At 66.8% G+C, this 17,545-nt stretch carries 16 protein-coding genes; all 16 read right to left on the bottom strand.

Annotated elements, in window-relative coordinates:
* Positions 1 to 3 precede the first annotated feature (3 nt).
* The 16 genes from E8M01_RS17550 to E8M01_RS17625 all read right to left on the bottom strand — a co-directional run bounded on the left by E8M01_RS17550 (position 4) and on the right by E8M01_RS17625 (position 17,538).
* Entirely contained in the window at positions 4 to 1,332 is a 1,329-nt protein-coding gene (locus tag E8M01_RS17550) for a HAMP domain-containing sensor histidine kinase (protein ID WP_136961303.1), read from the bottom strand.
* Complete coding sequence (locus E8M01_RS17555) at positions 1,329 to 2,102, bottom strand: response regulator (RefSeq protein WP_136961304.1); 774 nt, start codon at positions 2,100 to 2,102, stop codon at positions 1,329 to 1,331. The genes E8M01_RS17550 and E8M01_RS17555 overlap by 4 nt, the downstream gene beginning before the upstream one ends.
* Before the next feature lie 168 nt (positions 2,103 to 2,270).
* Positions 2,271 to 3,269: a branched-chain amino acid ABC transporter permease gene (locus E8M01_RS17560; protein ID WP_136961305.1), complete on the bottom strand. Its 999-nt coding sequence runs from the start codon at positions 3,267 to 3,269 to the stop codon at positions 2,271 to 2,273.
* Positions 3,269 to 4,156 (bottom strand): branched-chain amino acid ABC transporter permease, encoded by an 888-nt coding sequence (locus E8M01_RS17565; RefSeq protein ID WP_136961306.1) that lies wholly within the window; start codon positions 4,154 to 4,156, stop codon positions 3,269 to 3,271. Before E8M01_RS17565 ends, E8M01_RS17560 begins: the two co-directional genes overlap by 1 nt.
* Before the next feature lie 66 nt (positions 4,157 to 4,222).
* A complete protein-coding gene (locus tag E8M01_RS17570) occupies positions 4,223 to 5,434 on the bottom strand; it encodes an ABC transporter substrate-binding protein (RefSeq protein WP_136961307.1) in 1,212 nt (403 codons plus the stop codon).
* Positions 5,435 to 5,477: 43 nt separating this feature from the next.
* Complete coding sequence (locus tag E8M01_RS17575) at positions 5,478 to 6,170, bottom strand: ABC transporter ATP-binding protein (RefSeq protein ID WP_425467742.1); 693 nt, start codon at positions 6,168 to 6,170, stop codon at positions 5,478 to 5,480.
* Between the two features lie 55 nt (positions 6,171 to 6,225).
* Complete coding sequence (locus E8M01_RS17580; RefSeq protein ID WP_136961309.1) at positions 6,226 to 6,993, bottom strand: ABC transporter ATP-binding protein; 768 nt, start codon at positions 6,991 to 6,993, stop codon at positions 6,226 to 6,228.
* 381 nt (positions 6,994 to 7,374) lie between these two features.
* Complete coding sequence (locus tag E8M01_RS17585; RefSeq protein ID WP_136961310.1) at positions 7,375 to 8,295, bottom strand: sugar phosphate isomerase/epimerase family protein; 921 nt, start codon at positions 8,293 to 8,295, stop codon at positions 7,375 to 7,377.
* A gap of 28 nt (positions 8,296 to 8,323) precedes the next feature.
* The gene (locus E8M01_RS17590) at positions 8,324 to 9,247 is read right to left on the bottom strand and encodes an ABC transporter permease (protein WP_136961311.1); all 924 of its coding nucleotides are present in this window, start codon (positions 9,245 to 9,247) and stop codon (positions 8,324 to 8,326) included.
* Positions 9,247 to 10,185: an ABC transporter permease gene (locus E8M01_RS17595; protein ID WP_136961312.1), complete on the bottom strand. Its 939-nt coding sequence runs from the start codon at positions 10,183 to 10,185 to the stop codon at positions 9,247 to 9,249. Before E8M01_RS17595 ends, E8M01_RS17590 begins: the two co-directional genes overlap by 1 nt.
* Before the next feature lies 1 nt (position 10,186).
* Positions 10,187 to 11,179: an ABC transporter ATP-binding protein gene (locus tag E8M01_RS17600; protein WP_136961313.1), complete on the bottom strand. Its 993-nt coding sequence runs from the start codon at positions 11,177 to 11,179 to the stop codon at positions 10,187 to 10,189.
* Positions 11,176 to 12,192 carry an ABC transporter ATP-binding protein gene (locus E8M01_RS17605; protein WP_136961314.1) on the bottom strand — a complete coding sequence of 339 codons (1,017 nt, stop codon included), beginning with the start codon at positions 12,190 to 12,192 and terminating at the stop codon, positions 11,176 to 11,178. Before E8M01_RS17605 ends, E8M01_RS17600 begins: the two co-directional genes overlap by 4 nt.
* A gap of 2 nt (positions 12,193 to 12,194) precedes the next feature.
* The gene (locus E8M01_RS17610) at positions 12,195 to 13,754 is read right to left on the bottom strand and encodes an ABC transporter substrate-binding protein (protein WP_170181946.1); all 1,560 of its coding nucleotides are present in this window, start codon (positions 13,752 to 13,754) and stop codon (positions 12,195 to 12,197) included.
* 669 nt (positions 13,755 to 14,423) lie between these two features.
* On the bottom strand, positions 14,424 to 15,293 hold the full coding sequence (locus E8M01_RS17615; RefSeq protein WP_136961316.1) for a metallophosphoesterase family protein: 870 nt from the start codon (positions 15,291 to 15,293) through the stop codon (positions 14,424 to 14,426).
* Positions 15,294 to 15,363: 70 nt separating this feature from the next.
* On the bottom strand, positions 15,364 to 16,656 hold the full coding sequence (locus tag E8M01_RS17620; RefSeq protein WP_136961317.1) for an ABC transporter substrate-binding protein: 1,293 nt from the start codon (positions 16,654 to 16,656) through the stop codon (positions 15,364 to 15,366).
* A gap of 36 nt (positions 16,657 to 16,692) precedes the next feature.
* Complete coding sequence (locus tag E8M01_RS17625) at positions 16,693 to 17,538, bottom strand: carbohydrate ABC transporter permease (RefSeq protein WP_136961318.1); 846 nt, start codon at positions 17,536 to 17,538, stop codon at positions 16,693 to 16,695.
* Positions 17,539 to 17,545 lie beyond the last annotated feature (7 nt).

The following is a 17,545-nucleotide window of genomic DNA, read 5'->3' on the forward strand; positions in this document are numbered from 1 at the left end:
GCCTCAGGCCGTCGAAGCCGGCAACATGATCCGAACGCGCAGGCCGTGCGGCAGCCGGTCGTGCAGGCGAATCTCGCCGCGATGCTTTCTGATGATGTCGCGCGCGATCGAAAGACCGAGACCGAAGCCGGCCTGTCCCGATCTCGTCCGGGCGGGATCGAGCTTGAAGAACGGCTCGAACACCTTGTCCCGGAGAGCCTCGGGGATCCCCGGGCCGTCATCGGTGATCTCGATGGTGATCCGGCTGGCGTCCAGGCGCGCCAGACGGACCGACACCGCGGAGCCGTGCTTGATTCCATTGTCGACGAGATTGGTGATCGCCCGGCGGAACGCCGAGGGCTGGCAGGCAAAAGCAATCCGGTCGGGGCCGTAATAGGAAGCGCGATGGCCAAGATCGGCGAAATCGGAGCAGATCGTCTGCAACAGGCTCGGCAGGTCGACCGGCGACATGCCCTCCGCCTGCGCATCGTCGCGCAGATAGGCAAGGGTCTCGCCCAGCATGGTGTCGATGGCGGTGATCTCCCGGATCAAATTGTCCCTGGTAGCGTCGGTGTGCGGCAGTTCGGCGTAGAGGCGCAGCCTCGTCAATGGTGTGCGCAGGTCATGCGCGATCGCGGCCAGCATGCGCGTCCGGCTTTCGACCAGCGCCCTGATGCGCGTGCGCATTTCGTTGAGCGCCTGCGCCAGCTGGACGATCTCCCGCGGGCCGCGCTCGCCCAGCACCCGTGCATCGTTCGGCGACTGGCCGAACGTGCGTGCGACACTGGCAAAGGCGGACAAGGGCGACGTAATCCAGCGCGCCGCGTAGACCGACAGGACCGTCAGAAAAATCGCGACGATGCCAAGGGCGGTCCCGGTCCTGAGGGTGACCACTGCGAACATTCCGCGCTCGGCCGGCAGCCGAAAGACCAGGCCGTTGGTTTCGTCGCGCCTGATCAGGAATGAATCGTCGTCGCCCGCCAGCGCGATCGCGTCCTGCAGCACGCCGCTGCCCGGAACATTGCCGAACCTGTTCAACCGGCTGATCAGGCGGGCGCGGCTGGCCTCGGCCGGTTGCGCCAGGAGTTCGGCAGGTGCGGCCTTGCGGACCTCGATGCCGGCACGCGCGCCGGCCGAGGCCAATTGGTCCAGCTCCTCCGGTGCGCCGGCATGGGCGAGTTGAACGATGGTGATGATTGGCACGATGGCGACGGATCGCGCCAGTCGCGGCGTTTCGGAACCCAGCAGTTGCAGCTGGACCAGGCAGATCACCAGCACGGTCGCCATCGCCAGCGTCACGACGATCAGGCCGGTGATCTGGCTGCGGATGGTTTGTGGCAGGAGGTGCGTCATAGCGCCTCCACGCTGGGTGTGAACACATAGCCGCCCAGGCGCACGGTCTTGATCAAGGCGGGATCGCCGGCGCTCTGTTCGATCTTGCGGCGAAGCCGGCTGACATGCACGTCGACGCTGCGCTCGATCGGCCCTGCCAGGCCGCCATAAGTCAGCTCCAGCAGCCGTTCGCGCGACAGCACCCGCCCCGGGTTGCGGCAGAATGCGAGCAGCAGGTCGAATTCGGCGCTGGTGAGCGATACTTTCACGCCGGTCGGGTCGGCCAGCTGCCGCGCGACGCAATCGATCCGCCAGCCGGCGAAGCCGAGCGCGCGCGCCGCCCTGGCCGGCCCATGCCGGTCGGCGTAGGAGCGCCGCAGCAGAGCGCGAATCCGGGCGACCAGCTCCTGTGGGTTGAACGGTTTGGTGACATAGTCGTCGGCGCCGATTTCGAAGCCGGCAATGCGGTCCATGTCCTCCTTGAGCGCGGTGAGCATGATGATCGGAATGCCGGACGCGCCGCGCAGCCGCTTGCAGATGCTCAGTCCGTCTTCGCCGGGCAACATGACGTCGAGCACGACGAGGTCGATCTCGTCGGCGGCGAAAGACCGGTCCATCTCGATCGCGGAGGCTGCCGCCGCCGCCCGGAACCCGCTGGCATGCAGCACATCGATCAGCATGCGTGAGATTTCGGCATCGTCCTCGACGAGCAGGACGCTGGCCGGTCGGCCCGGCGGCACGAACCGGGACGCTGTCACCTCAGACAGATTCGAGCGACCGTCGCGAGCCATGGTCCTTCATCCGCCGGACAGGATCTCGCGAATCAATATGGCATTGTCGTGTTGCTGGGCGCCGCCGCGGCCCGGTGGGTCGGGCCTGCCGGGGACTTTTGGAAAAGGCTCCTCGAAATGGCTCGCCGCCGCCGTCCCGCAGCCGGCGCGGCGGGCTCGAAGCATTGGTCACAGCGGCCGGCGCAGCGCCTTGCTGATGACGCCGACAATGCCCTCGCGGAACAACAGCACGCAGACCACGAAGATGAGGCCTTGGACAACGGTAACCCAGGCGCCGAGGCCGGAGAGGAAGTTCTGCATCGAGATGATGACAGCGGCCCCGACGATTGGACCGAACACCGTTCCCATGCCGCCGACCAGGGTCATCAGCACCACCTCGCCCGACATCTGCCAGGCCACGTCGGTCAGCGAGGCGAGCTGGACGGCAATGGCCTTGGTCGCGCCGGCAAGGCCGGCGAGCGAGGCCGACAGCACGAAGACCGTGAGCTTGTATTGATTGACCCGATAGCCGAGCGAGATGGCGCGCGGCTCGTTGTCGCGGATCGCCTTCAGCACCTGGCCGAAGGGCGAGTGGATGACGCGGTAGATCAGCAGCACACCGACAATGAAGACGGTGGCGACCAGATAATACATCGCGAGGTCGGAGCCGACCGGGATGAGGCCGAACAGGTTGTTGCGTGGCACCGCCTGGATGCCGTCCTCGCCACCGGTGAAACGCGGCGTCTGCAGCGAAAAGAAGAACACCATCTGTGCCAGCGCCAGGGTGATCATGGCGAAGTAGATGCCCTGGCGGCGGATCGCCAGCGAGCCGAAGACGAAGCCGAGCGCGGCGCCGGACGCGGTGCCGAGCAGGATCGACAGTTCCGGCGTCAGCCCCCAATGCTTCGCCGTATAGGCCGAGACGTAGCTCGCCAGGCCGAAATAGGCGGCATGGCCGAACGACAGCAGGCCGCCATAACCGAGCATCAGGTTGAAGGCACAGGCGAACAGCGCGAAACACAGCACCTTCATCAGGAAGAACGGATAGCCGATCACCGGAATGAAGGGCAGCACCGCCAGCGCCACCGCCAGGGCGATGAAGATCGCCCGGTGCAGCGCGCTCGCGCCTTTGGTTTCGGGCAGGGCGAGGCCGGCCGGAGCAGTTCCATAGGCGGCGGTATCGGCCATCAGGCGGTCCTTCCAAACAAACCGGCTGGCTTCACCAGCAGCACGATCGCCATGATGATGAAGATCACGGTGGCCGAGGCTTCGGGGTAGAAGACCTTGGTCAGGCCTTCGATGATGCCGAGGCCAAAGCCGGTGACGATGGCGCCGAGGATCGAACCCATGCCGCCGATGACCACCACGGCGAAGACGACGATGATGATATTCGCGCCCATGGTCGGGTTGACCGAATAGATCGGCGCGGCCAGCACGCCGGCGAAGGCGGCAAGGCCGACGCCGAAACCATAGGTCAGGGTGATCAGCAGCGGCACGTTGATGCCGAAGGCCTCGGTCAGCGCCGGGTTCTCGGTCGCCGCTCTCAGATAGGAGCCGAGCTTGGTCTTCTCGATGATGAACCAGGTGGCCAGGCAGACGACGACGGAGGCCACCACCACCCAGCCGCGATAGTTCGGCATGAACATGAAGCCGAGGTTCTGGCCGCCACGCAGCTCGGCCGGGATCTGGTAGGGCAGGCCCGACGAACCGAACTGGTTGCGGAACAGTCCCTCGATGATCAGGCCCAGGCCGAAGGTCAGCAGCAAGCCGTAGAGATGGTCGAGATGATACAGCCTGGCCAGAAACAGCCGCTCGATGACGACGCCGGTCACGCCGGCGATGATCGGGGCAAGCACCAGCGCCCACCAATAGCCGAGCCCGAGCCAGTTGAGCAGCATCCAGGCGACGAAGGCGCCCATCATGTACTGCGCGCCATGGGTGAAGTTGATGATGTTCAAAAGCCCGAAAATGACCGCGAGGCCAAGGCTCAGGATGGCGTAGAACGAGCCGTTGATCAGGCCGAGCAGAAGTTGCCCGAACAGGGCCTGGGGCGGCACGCCGAGAAGCTCGAACATGAGGCGTCGATCCTGGTGAGGGGCGGGAGCGCCGGCAAGCCGGCGCTCCCGTTGGGCGGGGTCAGGTCAGGCGCGCACCAGCGGGCAATTGCCCTCGCCAACGGGGCGGAAGGCCTGCTCGGCGGACAGCGTCGAGATCTGCTTGTAATAGTCCCATGGACCTTTCGAATCCGCGGGCTTCTTGACCTCGAACAGGAAGACCGGATGCATCTTGCGGCCGTCCGGGCGGATGCTGCCCGTGCCGAACAGCGGATCCTCGGTCGCATTGGCCTTCATCCAGGCCATGTTGCCGGCCGCCTCGCGCGACTTGGTCGCCGCGGCCGCCTTCAGGTAGTGCAGGACCGCCGAATAGACGCCGGCCTGAACCATGGTCGGCATGTTGCCGCCGCGCAGCGCGGCGAACCGCTTCGACCAGGCGCGGGTGCCGTCGTTGAGGTCCCAGTAGAACGACTCGGTCAGCACCAGGCCCTGGGCCGTCTGCAGGCCGAGGGCATGGACGTCGGTGATGAAGATGAGCAACCCGGCAAGCTTCTGGCCGGCCTGGGTGATGCCGAATTCGGCTGCCTGCTTGATCGAGTTGATGGTGTCGCCGCCGGCATTGGCAAGGCCGATCACCTTGGCCTTGGAGGCCTGCGCCTGCAGCAGGAAGGACGAGAAGTCGGTGCCGGGGAACGGCGTCCTGACGGCGCCGAGCACGCGGCCGCCGGCCTTCTGGACCACCGCGGCAGTGTCGCGCTCCAGTGCATGGCCGAAGGCGTAGTCGGCGGTCATGAAGAACCAGGTGTCGCCGCCGGCACGCACCATGGCGCCGCCGGTGCTCTGGGCCAGCGCATAGGTGTCATAGGTCCAGTGCACCGTATTGGGCGAGCATTGCGGGCCGGTCAGGTCCGAGGTCGCGGCGCCCGAATTCAGCAGGATCCGGTTCTTCTCGCGGGTGATCTGGTTGACCGCCAGCGCGACCGACGAGGTCGGCACGTCGGCGATCACGTCGACGGCGTCATTGTCGTACCATTGCCGGGCGATATTGGCGCCGACATCCGGCTTGTTCTGGTGATCGGCGGAGACGATCTGCACCTGCAGACCCTTGGCGGCCGCACCGAAATCCTCGACCGCCAGGCGGGCGGCGACCACCGAGCCCTCGCCGGTCAGGTCGGCATAGAGCCCCGACCGGTCGTTCAGCACGCCGATCTTGATTGGCACCGGCTGTTGCGCCTGGGCCATGGCCTTCATGGAGAAGCCGGTCGCGAGCGCGCCGGCGAGCAAAGAGCGTCGATCCATCGTGGGTTCCTCCGGGTCCAATGCGTTCTTGTTGCTTTTGCGCCTAGACGCCCAGGTGGGCGTGCAGCTTGGCGATGTTACGGTCCATGTCCGCGTTCGGGATCATATCCACGACGCGGCCTTGATCCACCACATAGTGGCGGTCGGCAACGGTCTGGGCGAAGCGGAAATTCTGCTCGACCAGGACGATGGTGAAGCCATCGCGCTTGAGGCGGGCGATGGTGCGGCCGATCTGCTCGACGATGACCGGCGCCAGGCCTTCGGTCGGTTCGTCGAGCAGCAGCAGCTTGGCGCCGGTCCTGAGGATCCTGGCGATGGCGAGCATCTGCTGCTCGCCGCCCGACAGCTTGGTGCCCTGGCTGGTCAGCCGCTCGCGGATATTCGGGAACAGCTCATAGATCTGGTCGAGCGACAGCCCGCCGGGCCGGACCAACGGCGGCAGCAGCAGGTTCTCCTCGACCGACAGGGTCGAATAGATGCCACGCTCCTCCGGCACATAGCCGATGCCGAGCCGGGCGATCGCGCGCGACGGGTAGCCGATCGTCTCCTCGCCCTGGAACCGGATCGAGCCCTGGCGCTTCTGCAGGATGCCGATGATCGATTTCATCGTGGTGGTCTTGCCGGCGCCGTTGCGGCCGAGCAGGGTCACCACCTCGCCCTCCGCGACGTCGAAGCTGACGCCGTGCAGCACATGGGATTCACCGTACCAGCCGTGAAGGTCGTTCACCGCCAGCATCGGCTGGGCGGCGGTCGACGCGGCGCCGCGCGCGGCTGTGGTGTCGGCGGCTGTGTCAACCATGACCAACTCCCCCGATATAGGCTTCGATGACGCGGGGATCCTTGGACACGGTGGCATAGTCTCCTTCGGCCAGCACCCGGCCGCGGGCGAGCACGGTGATCCGGTCGGACAGTTCCGCCACCACCGACAGGTTGTGCTCGACCATCAGGATGGTCCGGTTGGCCGAGACCTTGCGGATCAGCGCGGCGATTCGGTCGACGTCCTCGCGGCCCATGCCGGCCATCGGTTCGTCGAGCAGCAGCATTTCCGGGTCGAGCGCCAGCGTCGTCGCGATCTCCAGCGCGCGCTTGCGGCCATAGGCCAGTTCGCCGGCGGTCGCCTCGGCGAAATCGGCGAGGCCAACCGCCTCGACCAGCCGGAGCGCTTCGGCGTTGAGCGAGCTCAGCACCCGTTCCGAGACCCAGAAATCGAAGGAGTCGCCACGCTTGCGCTGCAGCGCGATGCGGACGTTCTCGGTCACCGTCAGATGTGGAAAGACCGCCGAAATCTGAAATGACCGGACCAGACCGAGCCGGGCGATATCGGCCGGCTTCGAGGCCGTGATGTCACGGCCGTTATAGCTGATGCGCCCGCGCGTCGGGGTCAGGAACTTGGTCAGCAGGTTGAAACAGGTGGTCTTGCCGGCACCGTTCGGACCGATCAGCGCATGGATCGAGCCGCGCCGGACCGCAAGGTCGACTTCGCTGACCGCGGTGAAGCCCTTGAAGTCCTTGGTCAGACCCTCCGTCACCAGGATGTTGTCGTCGCTCGCTTCAACCATGCAAATCTGTTCTTCTTGACGCATTCCTCACCTGCCATTGCTGCATGGCAGCAGGCGGCAGTCAACACGAAGGGCTTTTCCTTTTCCAGTCGGTCTTTAGAACGGTCCAGCGCGGGTCCGGCCGGACCCGCGCAAGCGGCACGGCAGGGTTGCACGCGGAGGCTGGAGGCCAGGCACAGCCTGCGACAGCGCCTTGCGGAACCGGCGATGGGCGGGCTCGCCAGCGGTGCGTTCGTGCCAAGCGGCCGAGATGATGATCGGCGCGATGGCCAGCGGCGACCGCAGCACGCGCACGGCAAATTGATCGGCGCGTTTGACGGCCGTAGCCGGAATCGCGGCGCGACGGCGCTCAGACCGTCGCGCCCGGCGCCATGGCGAGGCTTATTCCGCCGCTTGGGCGAGCTCGGCAGCGCCGAGCCTGGCGCAGAACGCCTTGGCGGTTTCCACCGTATCGCGGGCTTCCGACCAGTAGCGATATTGCAGTTCGATATCGCCGACCACGCCGTCCGGGAAGCTGCACTCGGCGGCGATCTGGTCCCACGGGATCGAGCCCCAGCCCATCGGCAGGTGCAGGTCGCCGGCGCCGAAGGCGAGATCCTCGGTCTGCGAATAGGTCCAGAAATCCTTGGGCCGTCCGAAACTGTCGTGCAGATGCAGGTGCTTGGAGAACGGCGTCAGCGCCTTGGCCTCGGTCACGAAGTCGACGCCGACCTGGCCGCAATGCTGATAGCCGTGGCTGAAGTCGAAGGTCGCCTGGATGAAGGGATGGTCGATCAGCGCGAGTTCGGCGGCGAGCCTTGATGGCAGCGCGGTATGGCGGCCGAAATCATAGGTGAAGATGTTTTCGACGCAGACCACGACATCGGCGGCTTCGGCTTCCGCGCCGAAGGCGGCCAGGATCTCGCGCTGGCGATCATAGGCAAGCTCCACGGCGCTGCCCTGCTGCGGCCGGCAGAAGCCGGAATGGATGATCAGGTGCACGGCGCCGAGCGCCTGGGCGATTTCGAGATTCGCCTTCAGCACGTCCTTGTGCAGGCCGATCACATGCTGATCTTCCATCAGGTTGATGCCGAGATGGCCGTGCAGCGAATAGGCGACGCCGCGATTGGTGATGCGCTCCTTGAGATCGGCGAGGCGATCCCTGAGAATCCGTCCGCCGACCACGATATCGAGCTTGTGCAGCGGCAGCTCGACAAAATTGACGCCGAGCTGGCGGGCGTCGTCGATGGCGGCTCCGATATCCTTGAAGTTCGGGTCCTTCACATCGATCGACAGGCCAACGCCGAGGGTTTTCTCAGTCATGGTCTTGGGTCCTTGGTTGGAAAAAGGGTCACTTGAGCGTCGGGTCGAGCCGGTCGCGCAGCCAGTCGCCAAGGATCGACACCGACAGCGTGGTCAGCACGATGACCGAGCAGGGCGCGATCAGGATCCACGGCGCGGTCTGGATATATTCCCGGCCGTAGCCGACCATGTTGCCGAGCGAGGTCAAGGGCGGCTGGACGCCCAAGCCCAGGAACGACAGCCCGGATTCGAGCAGGATCACTTCCGGGAAGGTCAGCGTCATCGAGACGATCAGGGTCGAGGCAATGTTCGGCAGGATGTGCCGGCCATAGATGCGCCAGGGCGAGGCGCCGAGGTCGCGCACGGCGGTGGCATAACCGTGTTCGTTGGCGGCAATGGCGAGGCCGCGCGCGATCCGGGCGATCCGCTCCCAGCCGTGGAAGCCCATCAGCACGGTGAACAGCACGAGCGAATTGCCGAAGAAGGCGAGCACCGCCAGCGCGATGATCATGAACGGCATCGAGGCCTGGGCGTCGACGATCATCAGGATCAGTTGCTCGATGCGGCCACGGAAATAGGCGGCGAGGAAACCGAGCGTGACGCCGAGCACGGCCGAGATGATGGTCGCCATGAAGGCGAGCGACAGGCTCAGCCGGATCGAGACGATGAGACGCGCCAGCACGTCGCGGCCGAGTTCGTCCGAGCCGAGCAGGTGGCGCCACGACCCGCCGGTCATGAAAACCGGCGGATTGAGCCGGCCGCGCAGGTCGAGAGCCTTGAAGTCATAAGGCTGCAGCACGTCGGCCAGGAGCGCGGTCAGCGCCATCAGCGCGATCCAGGCGAGTGCCAGGATGACCACCGGCGGGAACCGCTCGAACACATGGGCGAGCCGTCCCTTGGCCGACACGACCGCGCCGGTGCGCGCTTCGGTTTCGGTCTTGCGCAAGAGGTCTTCAGGCGTGCGCGCGTCCATCAGCCGCCTCCCGTCTTGGCCGAGGCGGTGCGGAGCCGGGGGTCGACCCAGCCATAAGCGAGATCGACGATCAGATTGGCCGCCACCATGGTGGCGCCGACCAGCAGCAGGATGCATTGCACCACCGCCAGGTCGCGGTTGGCGACCGAGGTGATCAGGAGCCGGCCGACGCCCGGCCAGGAAAACACGCTCTCGACCACCACCGCGCCGGCGACCAGCGAGCCGACCAGGAAGCCGACAATGGTGATGGTCGGGATCGCCGCATTGGGCAGGGCGTGACGGGCCACCACGTCGCGCCAGGTGACGCCCTTGGCGCTCGCCGTGCGGATATAAGGCTGGCCCAACACCTCGAGCATGGCCGAACGGGTGAAACGGGCGATCACGGCGGCGCCGACCAGGCTCAAGGTGGCGATCGGCAGGATGGCGTGGCGCCAGGTTTCCGATCCGCCCGAGGGCAGCCAGCCGAGCTTGACGGCAAAGATCAGCGCCAGCATCAGGCCGAGCACGAAGCTCGGCACGGTGAAACCGATCACCGAGACGGTCATGATGGCCCGGTCGATCCAGCTGTTGCGGTGAAGCGCTGCATAGATGCCGGCGGGAATGCCGATGGCGAGCTTCAAGAGGAAGGCCGGGATGGTCAGCGCCAGCGTCAGCGGCACGCGCTCGGCGACGATCGAGATCGCCGAACGGCCGTCGCGCATGGAGCGGCCGAGATTGCCTTCGAAGATCGCCCGGAAATATTCGAAATATTGCACCCAGAGCGGTTGGTCGAGGCCCCAGGCCTTGCGGAAGGCCGTGATCGCCTCGGGTGGCGCATCCGGCGTCAGGATGGTCAAGGCCGGATCGCCGGACATCCTGAGGATGACGAAGGCGATGGTGACGACGAAGACGAGCGTCAGCGCGGCACGGGCCAGCCGGGTCAAAAGGAAGCGGGTCATCTCAGGCGGCGGCTTTCATTTCGCCGTGCACGACATGGCAGGCGACCAGCCGCCCGTCGTCGCCCGGCTGCAATTGTGGTGTGACCTCGCCGCAGACCTTGATCGCGAAAGGGCAGCGCGGGTGAAAGGCGCAGCCGCGGGGCACGTCGACCGGGCTCGGCGGATCGCCTGTCAGGATCAGGCGCTCGCGCTGCTTGCGCCGCTTGGGCGTCGGTACCGCGGCGACCAGCGCGCGGGTATAGGGATGGGCCGGCCGGTGGAACAGCACGTCGGGCGCGCCGCGCTCGACGATCCGGCCGAGATACATCACCGCCACCTCGTGGCTGACCTGGCGCACCACTTTCAGGTCGTGCGAGATGAACAGATAGCCGACGCCGAGCCGTTCCTGCAGGTCCTGGAACAGGTTGACCACCTGGGCCGCGATCGACACGTCGAGGGCCGAAACCGGCTCGTCGCAGACCAGCAGTTTGGGTTCGAGCGACAAGGCGCGGGCAATCACCACGCGCTGGCGCTGGCCGCCGGAGATCTCGTGCGGGTAGCGCTCGGCCATGTCGGTCCGGAGCCCGACCGCGTCCATCAGCTCGCGCACCTTTTCGCGGCGCTCGGCCTTGGCGCCGCCGAGACCGTGGATGGCCATCGGCTCGCCGATCTGCTCGGCCAGCGTCAGCCGGCGGTCGAGGGCCGCCAGCGGATCCTGGTAGATCATCTGCATTTGCCGGCGCTGCGCCCGCCAGGTGCCGTTATGGACCGACCCCACGGCCTGGCCTTCGAAACGGATGCTGCCCGAGGTCGCCGGGATCATGCCGAGCACCAGCTTGGCGGTGGTCGACTTGCCGCAACCCGATTCGCCGACGACGCCGAGCGTCCGGCCGGCCTTGACCTCGAACGAGACGCCGTCCACCGCCTTCAACGCGGCGGTGCGGCCGAACAGGCCGCCAGGCAGCCGGACGGTGAAGGCCCGCGTCAGGTCTGCGACTTCCAGAAGCGCGGTCATGCCGGGACCAGAACCCGTTCCGGCAGCGGTTCCGCCACGGGCTCGGCCGGGACGGCGATCTCGACCGGACAGGCGATGCGGTGGTCGCCGGCGCCTGCCAGCACAGGCACCCGTTCCGAGCAGCCGGCTTCGGCAAAGGCGCAACGCGGCGCGAAGGCGCAGCCATGGGGCAATCTGCCCGGCGCCGGCACGGTGCCGGGAATGGCGGTCAGCCGGCGGCGCGGGCCGTCGAGATCGGGCAGGGCGGCGAGCAGGCCGCGGGTATAGGGATGGCCGGGTTCGTCGAACAAGGCGTCGACCGGCGCTTCCTCGACGATCCGGCCGGCATACATCACCACCACGCGGTCGCAGAGGTCGGCGACCACGCCGAGATCATGCGAGATCAGCACCAGGGCCATGCCGGTGTCGCGGCGGATCTCGTCGATCAGGTCGAGGATCTGCGCCTGGATGGTGGCATCGAGCGCCGTGGTCGGCTCGTCGGCAACCAGCAGGTCCGGATCGCCGGCCAGCGCCATGGCGATCATCACCCGCTGGTTCATGCCGCCGGACAATTCATGCGGATAGGCGTCGAGCCGGGTCGCCGCGGCGGGAATGCGGACCCGGTCGATCAGCCGCTTGGCTTCGGCCCGTGCGGCCTCGCCGGTCAGGCCCTTGTGCAGCGTCAGTGCCTCGCCGATCTGCGCGCCGATCCGGTGCACCGGATTGAGCGATGACGCCGGATCCTGGAAGATCATGGCGATGCGGCTGCCGCGCACCCGCGACAGCTCGGTCTCGGGCAGATCCAGGAGGTTTTGCCGGTCGAGCTCGACACGCCCGCCGACGCGCGCCCGGGGCCCGAGCAGTCTCAGCGCGGCGAGCCAGGTGATCGACTTGCCGCAGCCGGATTCACCAACGAGGCCGACAGCCTCACCACGGCGGACGGTGAGGTCGATGCCATGCAGCGCCCGGACGTGGCGGGCGCCCTGGTCGAAATCGACGGTGAGGCCGGAGAGCGAAACCAGGGGAGCGGTCATGATCAGGCTCCCACGGTCAGGTTGCCGGGACCGAAATCCATGCTTTCGACCGGATAGGGCGTCCAGTTCACCGATCGCTTCTTGGCGTAGAACATGACCAGGTCGTGCAGCGCGCAGCCCGGCGGATCCTCGGTCTCGTAAATGTCGAGCAGGCGGGCGAAGGCGCGCTTGCGTTCGGCCAGATCGAGGCTGGTTTCGAGCACCCGCGCCGTCTCGTTGAACGGGGCGTTGCTCCATTCCTTGCTGACGTTCTGGACCGAGCCGGCGGCGCCGTAGAGCCGGGTCAACGATCCCACCGGGTCCTGGAACAGGATCGAGTTCGACCAGTCGCGAATGCCGCGCGGCGACGCGGTGTCGAAGATCTGCTGCCAGTTCTCGCGCACCTGCAGGTCGACATTGATGCCGACCTGACGCCACATCTCGACCAGGATCTGGGCGGTCTGGACCTGCTGGGTGTAATAGCTCGCATGGGTCCGGTAGGGGATCGGCTGGCCCTTGTAGCCGGCTTCGGCGAGCAGCTTCCTGGCGAGATCCGGATCATAGGCCGTGCCGGGGCGGGTGGGGTCGTTGAGCGCGCCGAAGGCCGGATGCATCTGGGTAGCGCGGGCAACGGTGCGGCCGGCATAGAGGCTGTCGACGATCGCCTTGCGGTCGATGGCGTGGGACAGCGCGCGGCGAACCCTCGGGTCGACCAGTTGCGGATGCGCCTTGTCGAACACCAGGGCGCGGAAATTCAGGATCGGTCCGCCGACGACATGGCGGTCGGTCATGGCCTCGACATTGCGCACCTGGTCGAGCGACACCTCGGTGACGATGTCGGCCTCGCCCGCGGCCAGCGCGTTCATCCGCGCGGCGAGTTCGGGCAGCACGCGGAACAGCACTTCGCCGACCGGCGGCTTGCCGCCGTGGTAGCCGGCATGGGCTTCCAGCAGGCAGCGTTCGTCGATGCGGAACTCCTTGACCCGGAACGGTCCGGTGCCGACCGGGCTGCGCTCCCAGGCCTCGTAGCTCGCCGCGGCCAGGAAGGCCTTTTTCGAGATGACCTGGGCGCCCCAGCCGGCCAGCCGCTGCTCGAGCAGCGGATCGGTGGTGCGGGTGACCACCCGGACAGTGCGCCGGTCGATGGCCTCGACCCGGCTGATGGTGCCGACGAAGACATTGGCGATGGCACGTCCCGGCGCCCGCTCGCCGGTCATCCGCTCCGGCCCGAACGAGAAGGCGACATCCTCCGACGTCATGATCTCGCCGTCATGGAACCGGACGCCGTCCTTCAGCGTGAATTCCATCATCGACGGTGAGATCCGCCGGTGGCTTTCGGCGAGGCCGGGCACGACGGCGAGGCCGTTCTTGTAGTCGATGCCGAGCAAGCCCTCGAAGATATTGTAGCCGACACGCCAGGCGACGTTGGAGAACTCGCGCAGCGGCTCGAGCGAGCGCGGTGTGCCCTGGATGCCGACGGTGAGCCGGCGGGCGGGCTGGGCCACTGCCGGCAGGCCGGTCGCGGCCAATGCGGTCGAGGCCGCGAGGCCCTTGGTGAACGTCCGGCGCGTCGCTGATGTCATGGGGTCTGTCCGACTGTGCAAGGCAAAGAAGCCGGACTGCATGGTGCGCCCGGCTCGTGACAGGGATGCGAAGGCGGTTGGAGCTTCAGTCGCTTAGCCGCCTAAGTTCTGGTGTCGCGGTGGGTGCGACCGGTGCCGCCGCCAGGGCAAGCACCATCGCGCCGGCACGCAACGTGTCGGCGACTAGACCGCGCGAGCGTGTCAGGAGCGTCTCGCCGCGACGACAGTCCCGTGACAATCTCCAGGCGGTTGCGCCGTCGGATTCACACGTCTCGACAAGCTGTGATTTTCAGCGCGAGGTCGCAGGGTTTGCTCCCCTTCGGGATCTCGCACCGGAGCCACCGGCCTCACGGTCCCGGCCATGACGAATGGGATGGCGCGGTCGGACATCGGCGGTGAGGTCGGACAGGCCAATCCGGTCGCCCCGGCGACGCGGAAACACCGACGACCAGGTCGACGGCGCGCCGCTCTTCGCTTCGTCATGGCCGTGCGTGTCACGGCCATCCACGTCTTCCGCGGCCAAGGCCATGCGCGGATGGCCGACACAAGGCCGGCCATGACGGAAAGGGGTGGCTCACGCGCTATCCGCGGTTCTCGTACGAAGCCTCGAAGGGCGGCGAATTCAGATCCCTTTGAGAGACGTGTGCAGCCCCTAAGCCGGCTCCCGCTCTACTCCGCGGCCAGCCGCATCTTGGCGCCGGCGAGTTCGCGGAAATCGGGCAGCGGCGTCATCCAGCGCCGGGCGAGATCGGCGCGGTCGGTCGACCAGGTGAAGGGGTCGCGGCCATGGACCTGCCACAGCACCGTGTCGGAGAGCTCGAGCAGCGCGAAGGCCCCGGCTGCCTCGCCCTGGGTGGTGAAGGTCTCGGTCAGCGATTGCAGCGTGATATGGGCGATGCCGTCGACGGTCGTCAGCGTGTTCCAGTGGACGTGGCCGGAGATGCAGATCACCGGCACGCGGGCCTGGCGCAGCACCGCGCGGATACGATCGGCCGAGGGATAGGTGGCATAGTGCGGGTTGTTCTCGAACCAATAATTGCCGACCTGCGAATGGCCGGAGACCGGCACATGGCTGACGATCACCAACGGCCGGTCAGCGCTGCGCACCACGTCGGCGAGCCACAACAGGTCGGCCTCGACCAGGGCGAAGCCGCCGGGGCGGTGCAGCTTGGCATCCGCCCGCCAGATCGCCAGCCGCCAGTCGCCGAGATCAAGCGTCTCGTGATGGGCGCTGCGGCCGAGGATCCGGTCATTGTCGCCGACGGTCAGATAATCGCGGTCATGATTGCCGTCGATGTGGAAGCGCGGAACCGCGATCGGCGCGAAGGCCTCGGCGACCTCCTGCTCCAGCACGAGGTCGCTGTCGCGCGCCTCGTCCGAAATGCGGTCGCCGAGGTCGAGCACCGCGTCGGGCCGGGTCTCTGCGACGAAACGGCGGAACTCCGCCATCAGGCCGAGCGCGGCCGGGCCGGCCTTGGTGAAGGACGGCTTGCCGTGATGGATGTCGGTGACGAGGCAAAGGCGGACGGCGCGGGACATGGCGGATCTCGGTGGAATGGGGAGGGACGTGCCCGCGCCTGTTGCGGCGCGGGCCTGTTCGTAGAGGTGCTTAGCCGGTGCGGCGCGGCAGCAGGCCCTGCACGGCAGTGGCCATCGAGGTCAGGGCCGCCTCGGGCTCGCGCGACTTGTTGACCACGGTCTGGATGTGATCGTTGATCACGTCGGTGATGCGCAGCGCGTTCTGGCCCGGAAAGGCGTACCAGCCGGTGATCACGTCCTGCTGGCGGATCGCCACCATGTGGTTCGGATTGTCGCGATAGAACTTGCCGAGCAGGTCGTCGCGTTCCGCCGGCACGGTGGTGCCCGGCATGTAGCCGGTGGCATTGACCATGGCGGTCGCACCGATCGGCCCGGTGGCGAATTTGATGAACTTCCAGGCGGCTTCCTGCTTGGCCCGGTCCTTGGTGAACATCATCGCGACATTGCCGCCGGCCGGCAGGCGCGGCGTTGCCGCCGACAGCGGGAAGCGGCCGCAGACCAGCTTGAACCGGCCGCCGATCTCGCGGTTGTAGCGGGCGAGCTGCGCCGTCGACTGCATGGAAATGCCGAGCCGGCCGGAGAAGAAGTCCTGGAAGGCGGTGGCCGACTGGATATCGGCCATCTTGCCGGCATCGACCATCTTGCGCAGCACCCGGATGGCTTTCTGGCCCGGCTCTTCGCTGAAGGCGACCCTGGTCTCCTCGGCGTTCAGCATGGTGCCGCCATGGGCGAGCACCAGCGCCTGCCACGACCAGTTGCCGGTAATCGTCCAGTCGAAGAACAGGCCGGCCCGGTTCTGACCGGGATTGGCAATGGCGCCGGCAAGCGCGATCAGCTCGTCCCAGGATGTCGGGAGCTGGTCCGGATTGCCGCCGGCCGCCGTCACCAGTTCGGTGTTGTAATAGAGGATCGGCGTCGACAGCGCGAAGCCGATGCCGGTCTGCTTGGCGCCGACCTGGCCGAGCGACAGGAGCGTCGGCGAGAAGCCGAGCGACGCGGTTTCCGGGTCGGCATCCATGAACGGCTTGAGGTTCACCGGAATGCCGCGCTCTTCCAGGGTGCGCTGGCGGTTCAGCCCGTGGAAGGCGATGTCGGGCAGCGTGCTGGTCACCACGTCGCGCAGGTTGCGCTGCAGGATTTCCTCATAGCCGACCTCGGGCGCCCGCAGCGTGATCTTGATGGTCGGGTTCTTCGCCTGGAATTCGGCGGCGAGCTTTTCGATCAGGTCCTTGAACAGGACCGGGGTCGAATATTGGCAGGACAGCTCGATGGTGGCGCTCTGGGCGCGCAGGTAACCGGGCAGGGCAACCGAACCGGCGATGGCCGCCGTCGTGGTCATGAAGCTGCGGCGTGTCGTCGTCATGGCAAAGTCTCCTGGAGGGGACGGAAAGGCAGGGCGTCACTTCACCGCGGTCATGGTGACGCCGTCGATGAACCAGCGCTGGGCGGCGAGGAAGGCGATGACCAAGGGCGCGGTGATTGCGGTGGCGGCGGCCATCAGCGGGCCGTAATTGGTGCCGGCCTCGGCGTTGTTGAAGAACACGACGCCGAGCGGCGGGGTCGCCAGGTGCTCGGATTGGATGACGATGAGCGGCCAGAAGAACTCGTTCCAGTTCCACACCAGCGACAAGACGCCGAAGGCGATCACCGCCGGCACCGCGGTCGGCATCATGATGCGCCAGACGATGGCGAATTCGCCGAGGCCGTCGAGCCGGGCAGCGTTGATCAGGTCGTCAGGCACGGTCAGGAAGAACTGGCGCATCAGGAAGATGCCGAAGACCGAGATGGTCGAGGGCAGGATGATCGCGGCATAGCTGTCGAGCAGGCCGAACTTCCAGAACAGGATGTAGAGCGGGATGGCCGTCACCTGGTGCGGGATCAGCAGGCCGAGCAGCACCATGAGGAACACCGTTTCCTTGCCGCGCCAGCGCAGCTTGGCCAGCGCATAGGCGCAGGGCAGCGCCACGATGAGCTGACAGACGAAGATCGAGCCGGTGACGATGAAACCGTTCAGGATGAAGCGGGCGAGCGGCTGTTTGGTGAAGGCGGCCGAATAGTTTTCCCAGGCGTGCCAGACCTTCGGCAGCAGTGTGAATTCCGGCGAGAAGATCTCGCCCGAGGGTTTCAGGCTGACCGAGATCATCAGCACGAAGGGGGCCAGCATGATCAGCGCGCCAAGGCCGAGCAGCGCGTGCCGGAACAGGGCGAAGCCGATGCGGCCGGGTTCGAGGGTCTTGGTTCGCATGGCGGGC

It is taken from the genome of Phreatobacter stygius (genome assembly GCF_005144885.1).
Lineage (GTDB): Bacteria > Pseudomonadota > Alphaproteobacteria > Rhizobiales > Phreatobacteraceae > Phreatobacter > Phreatobacter stygius.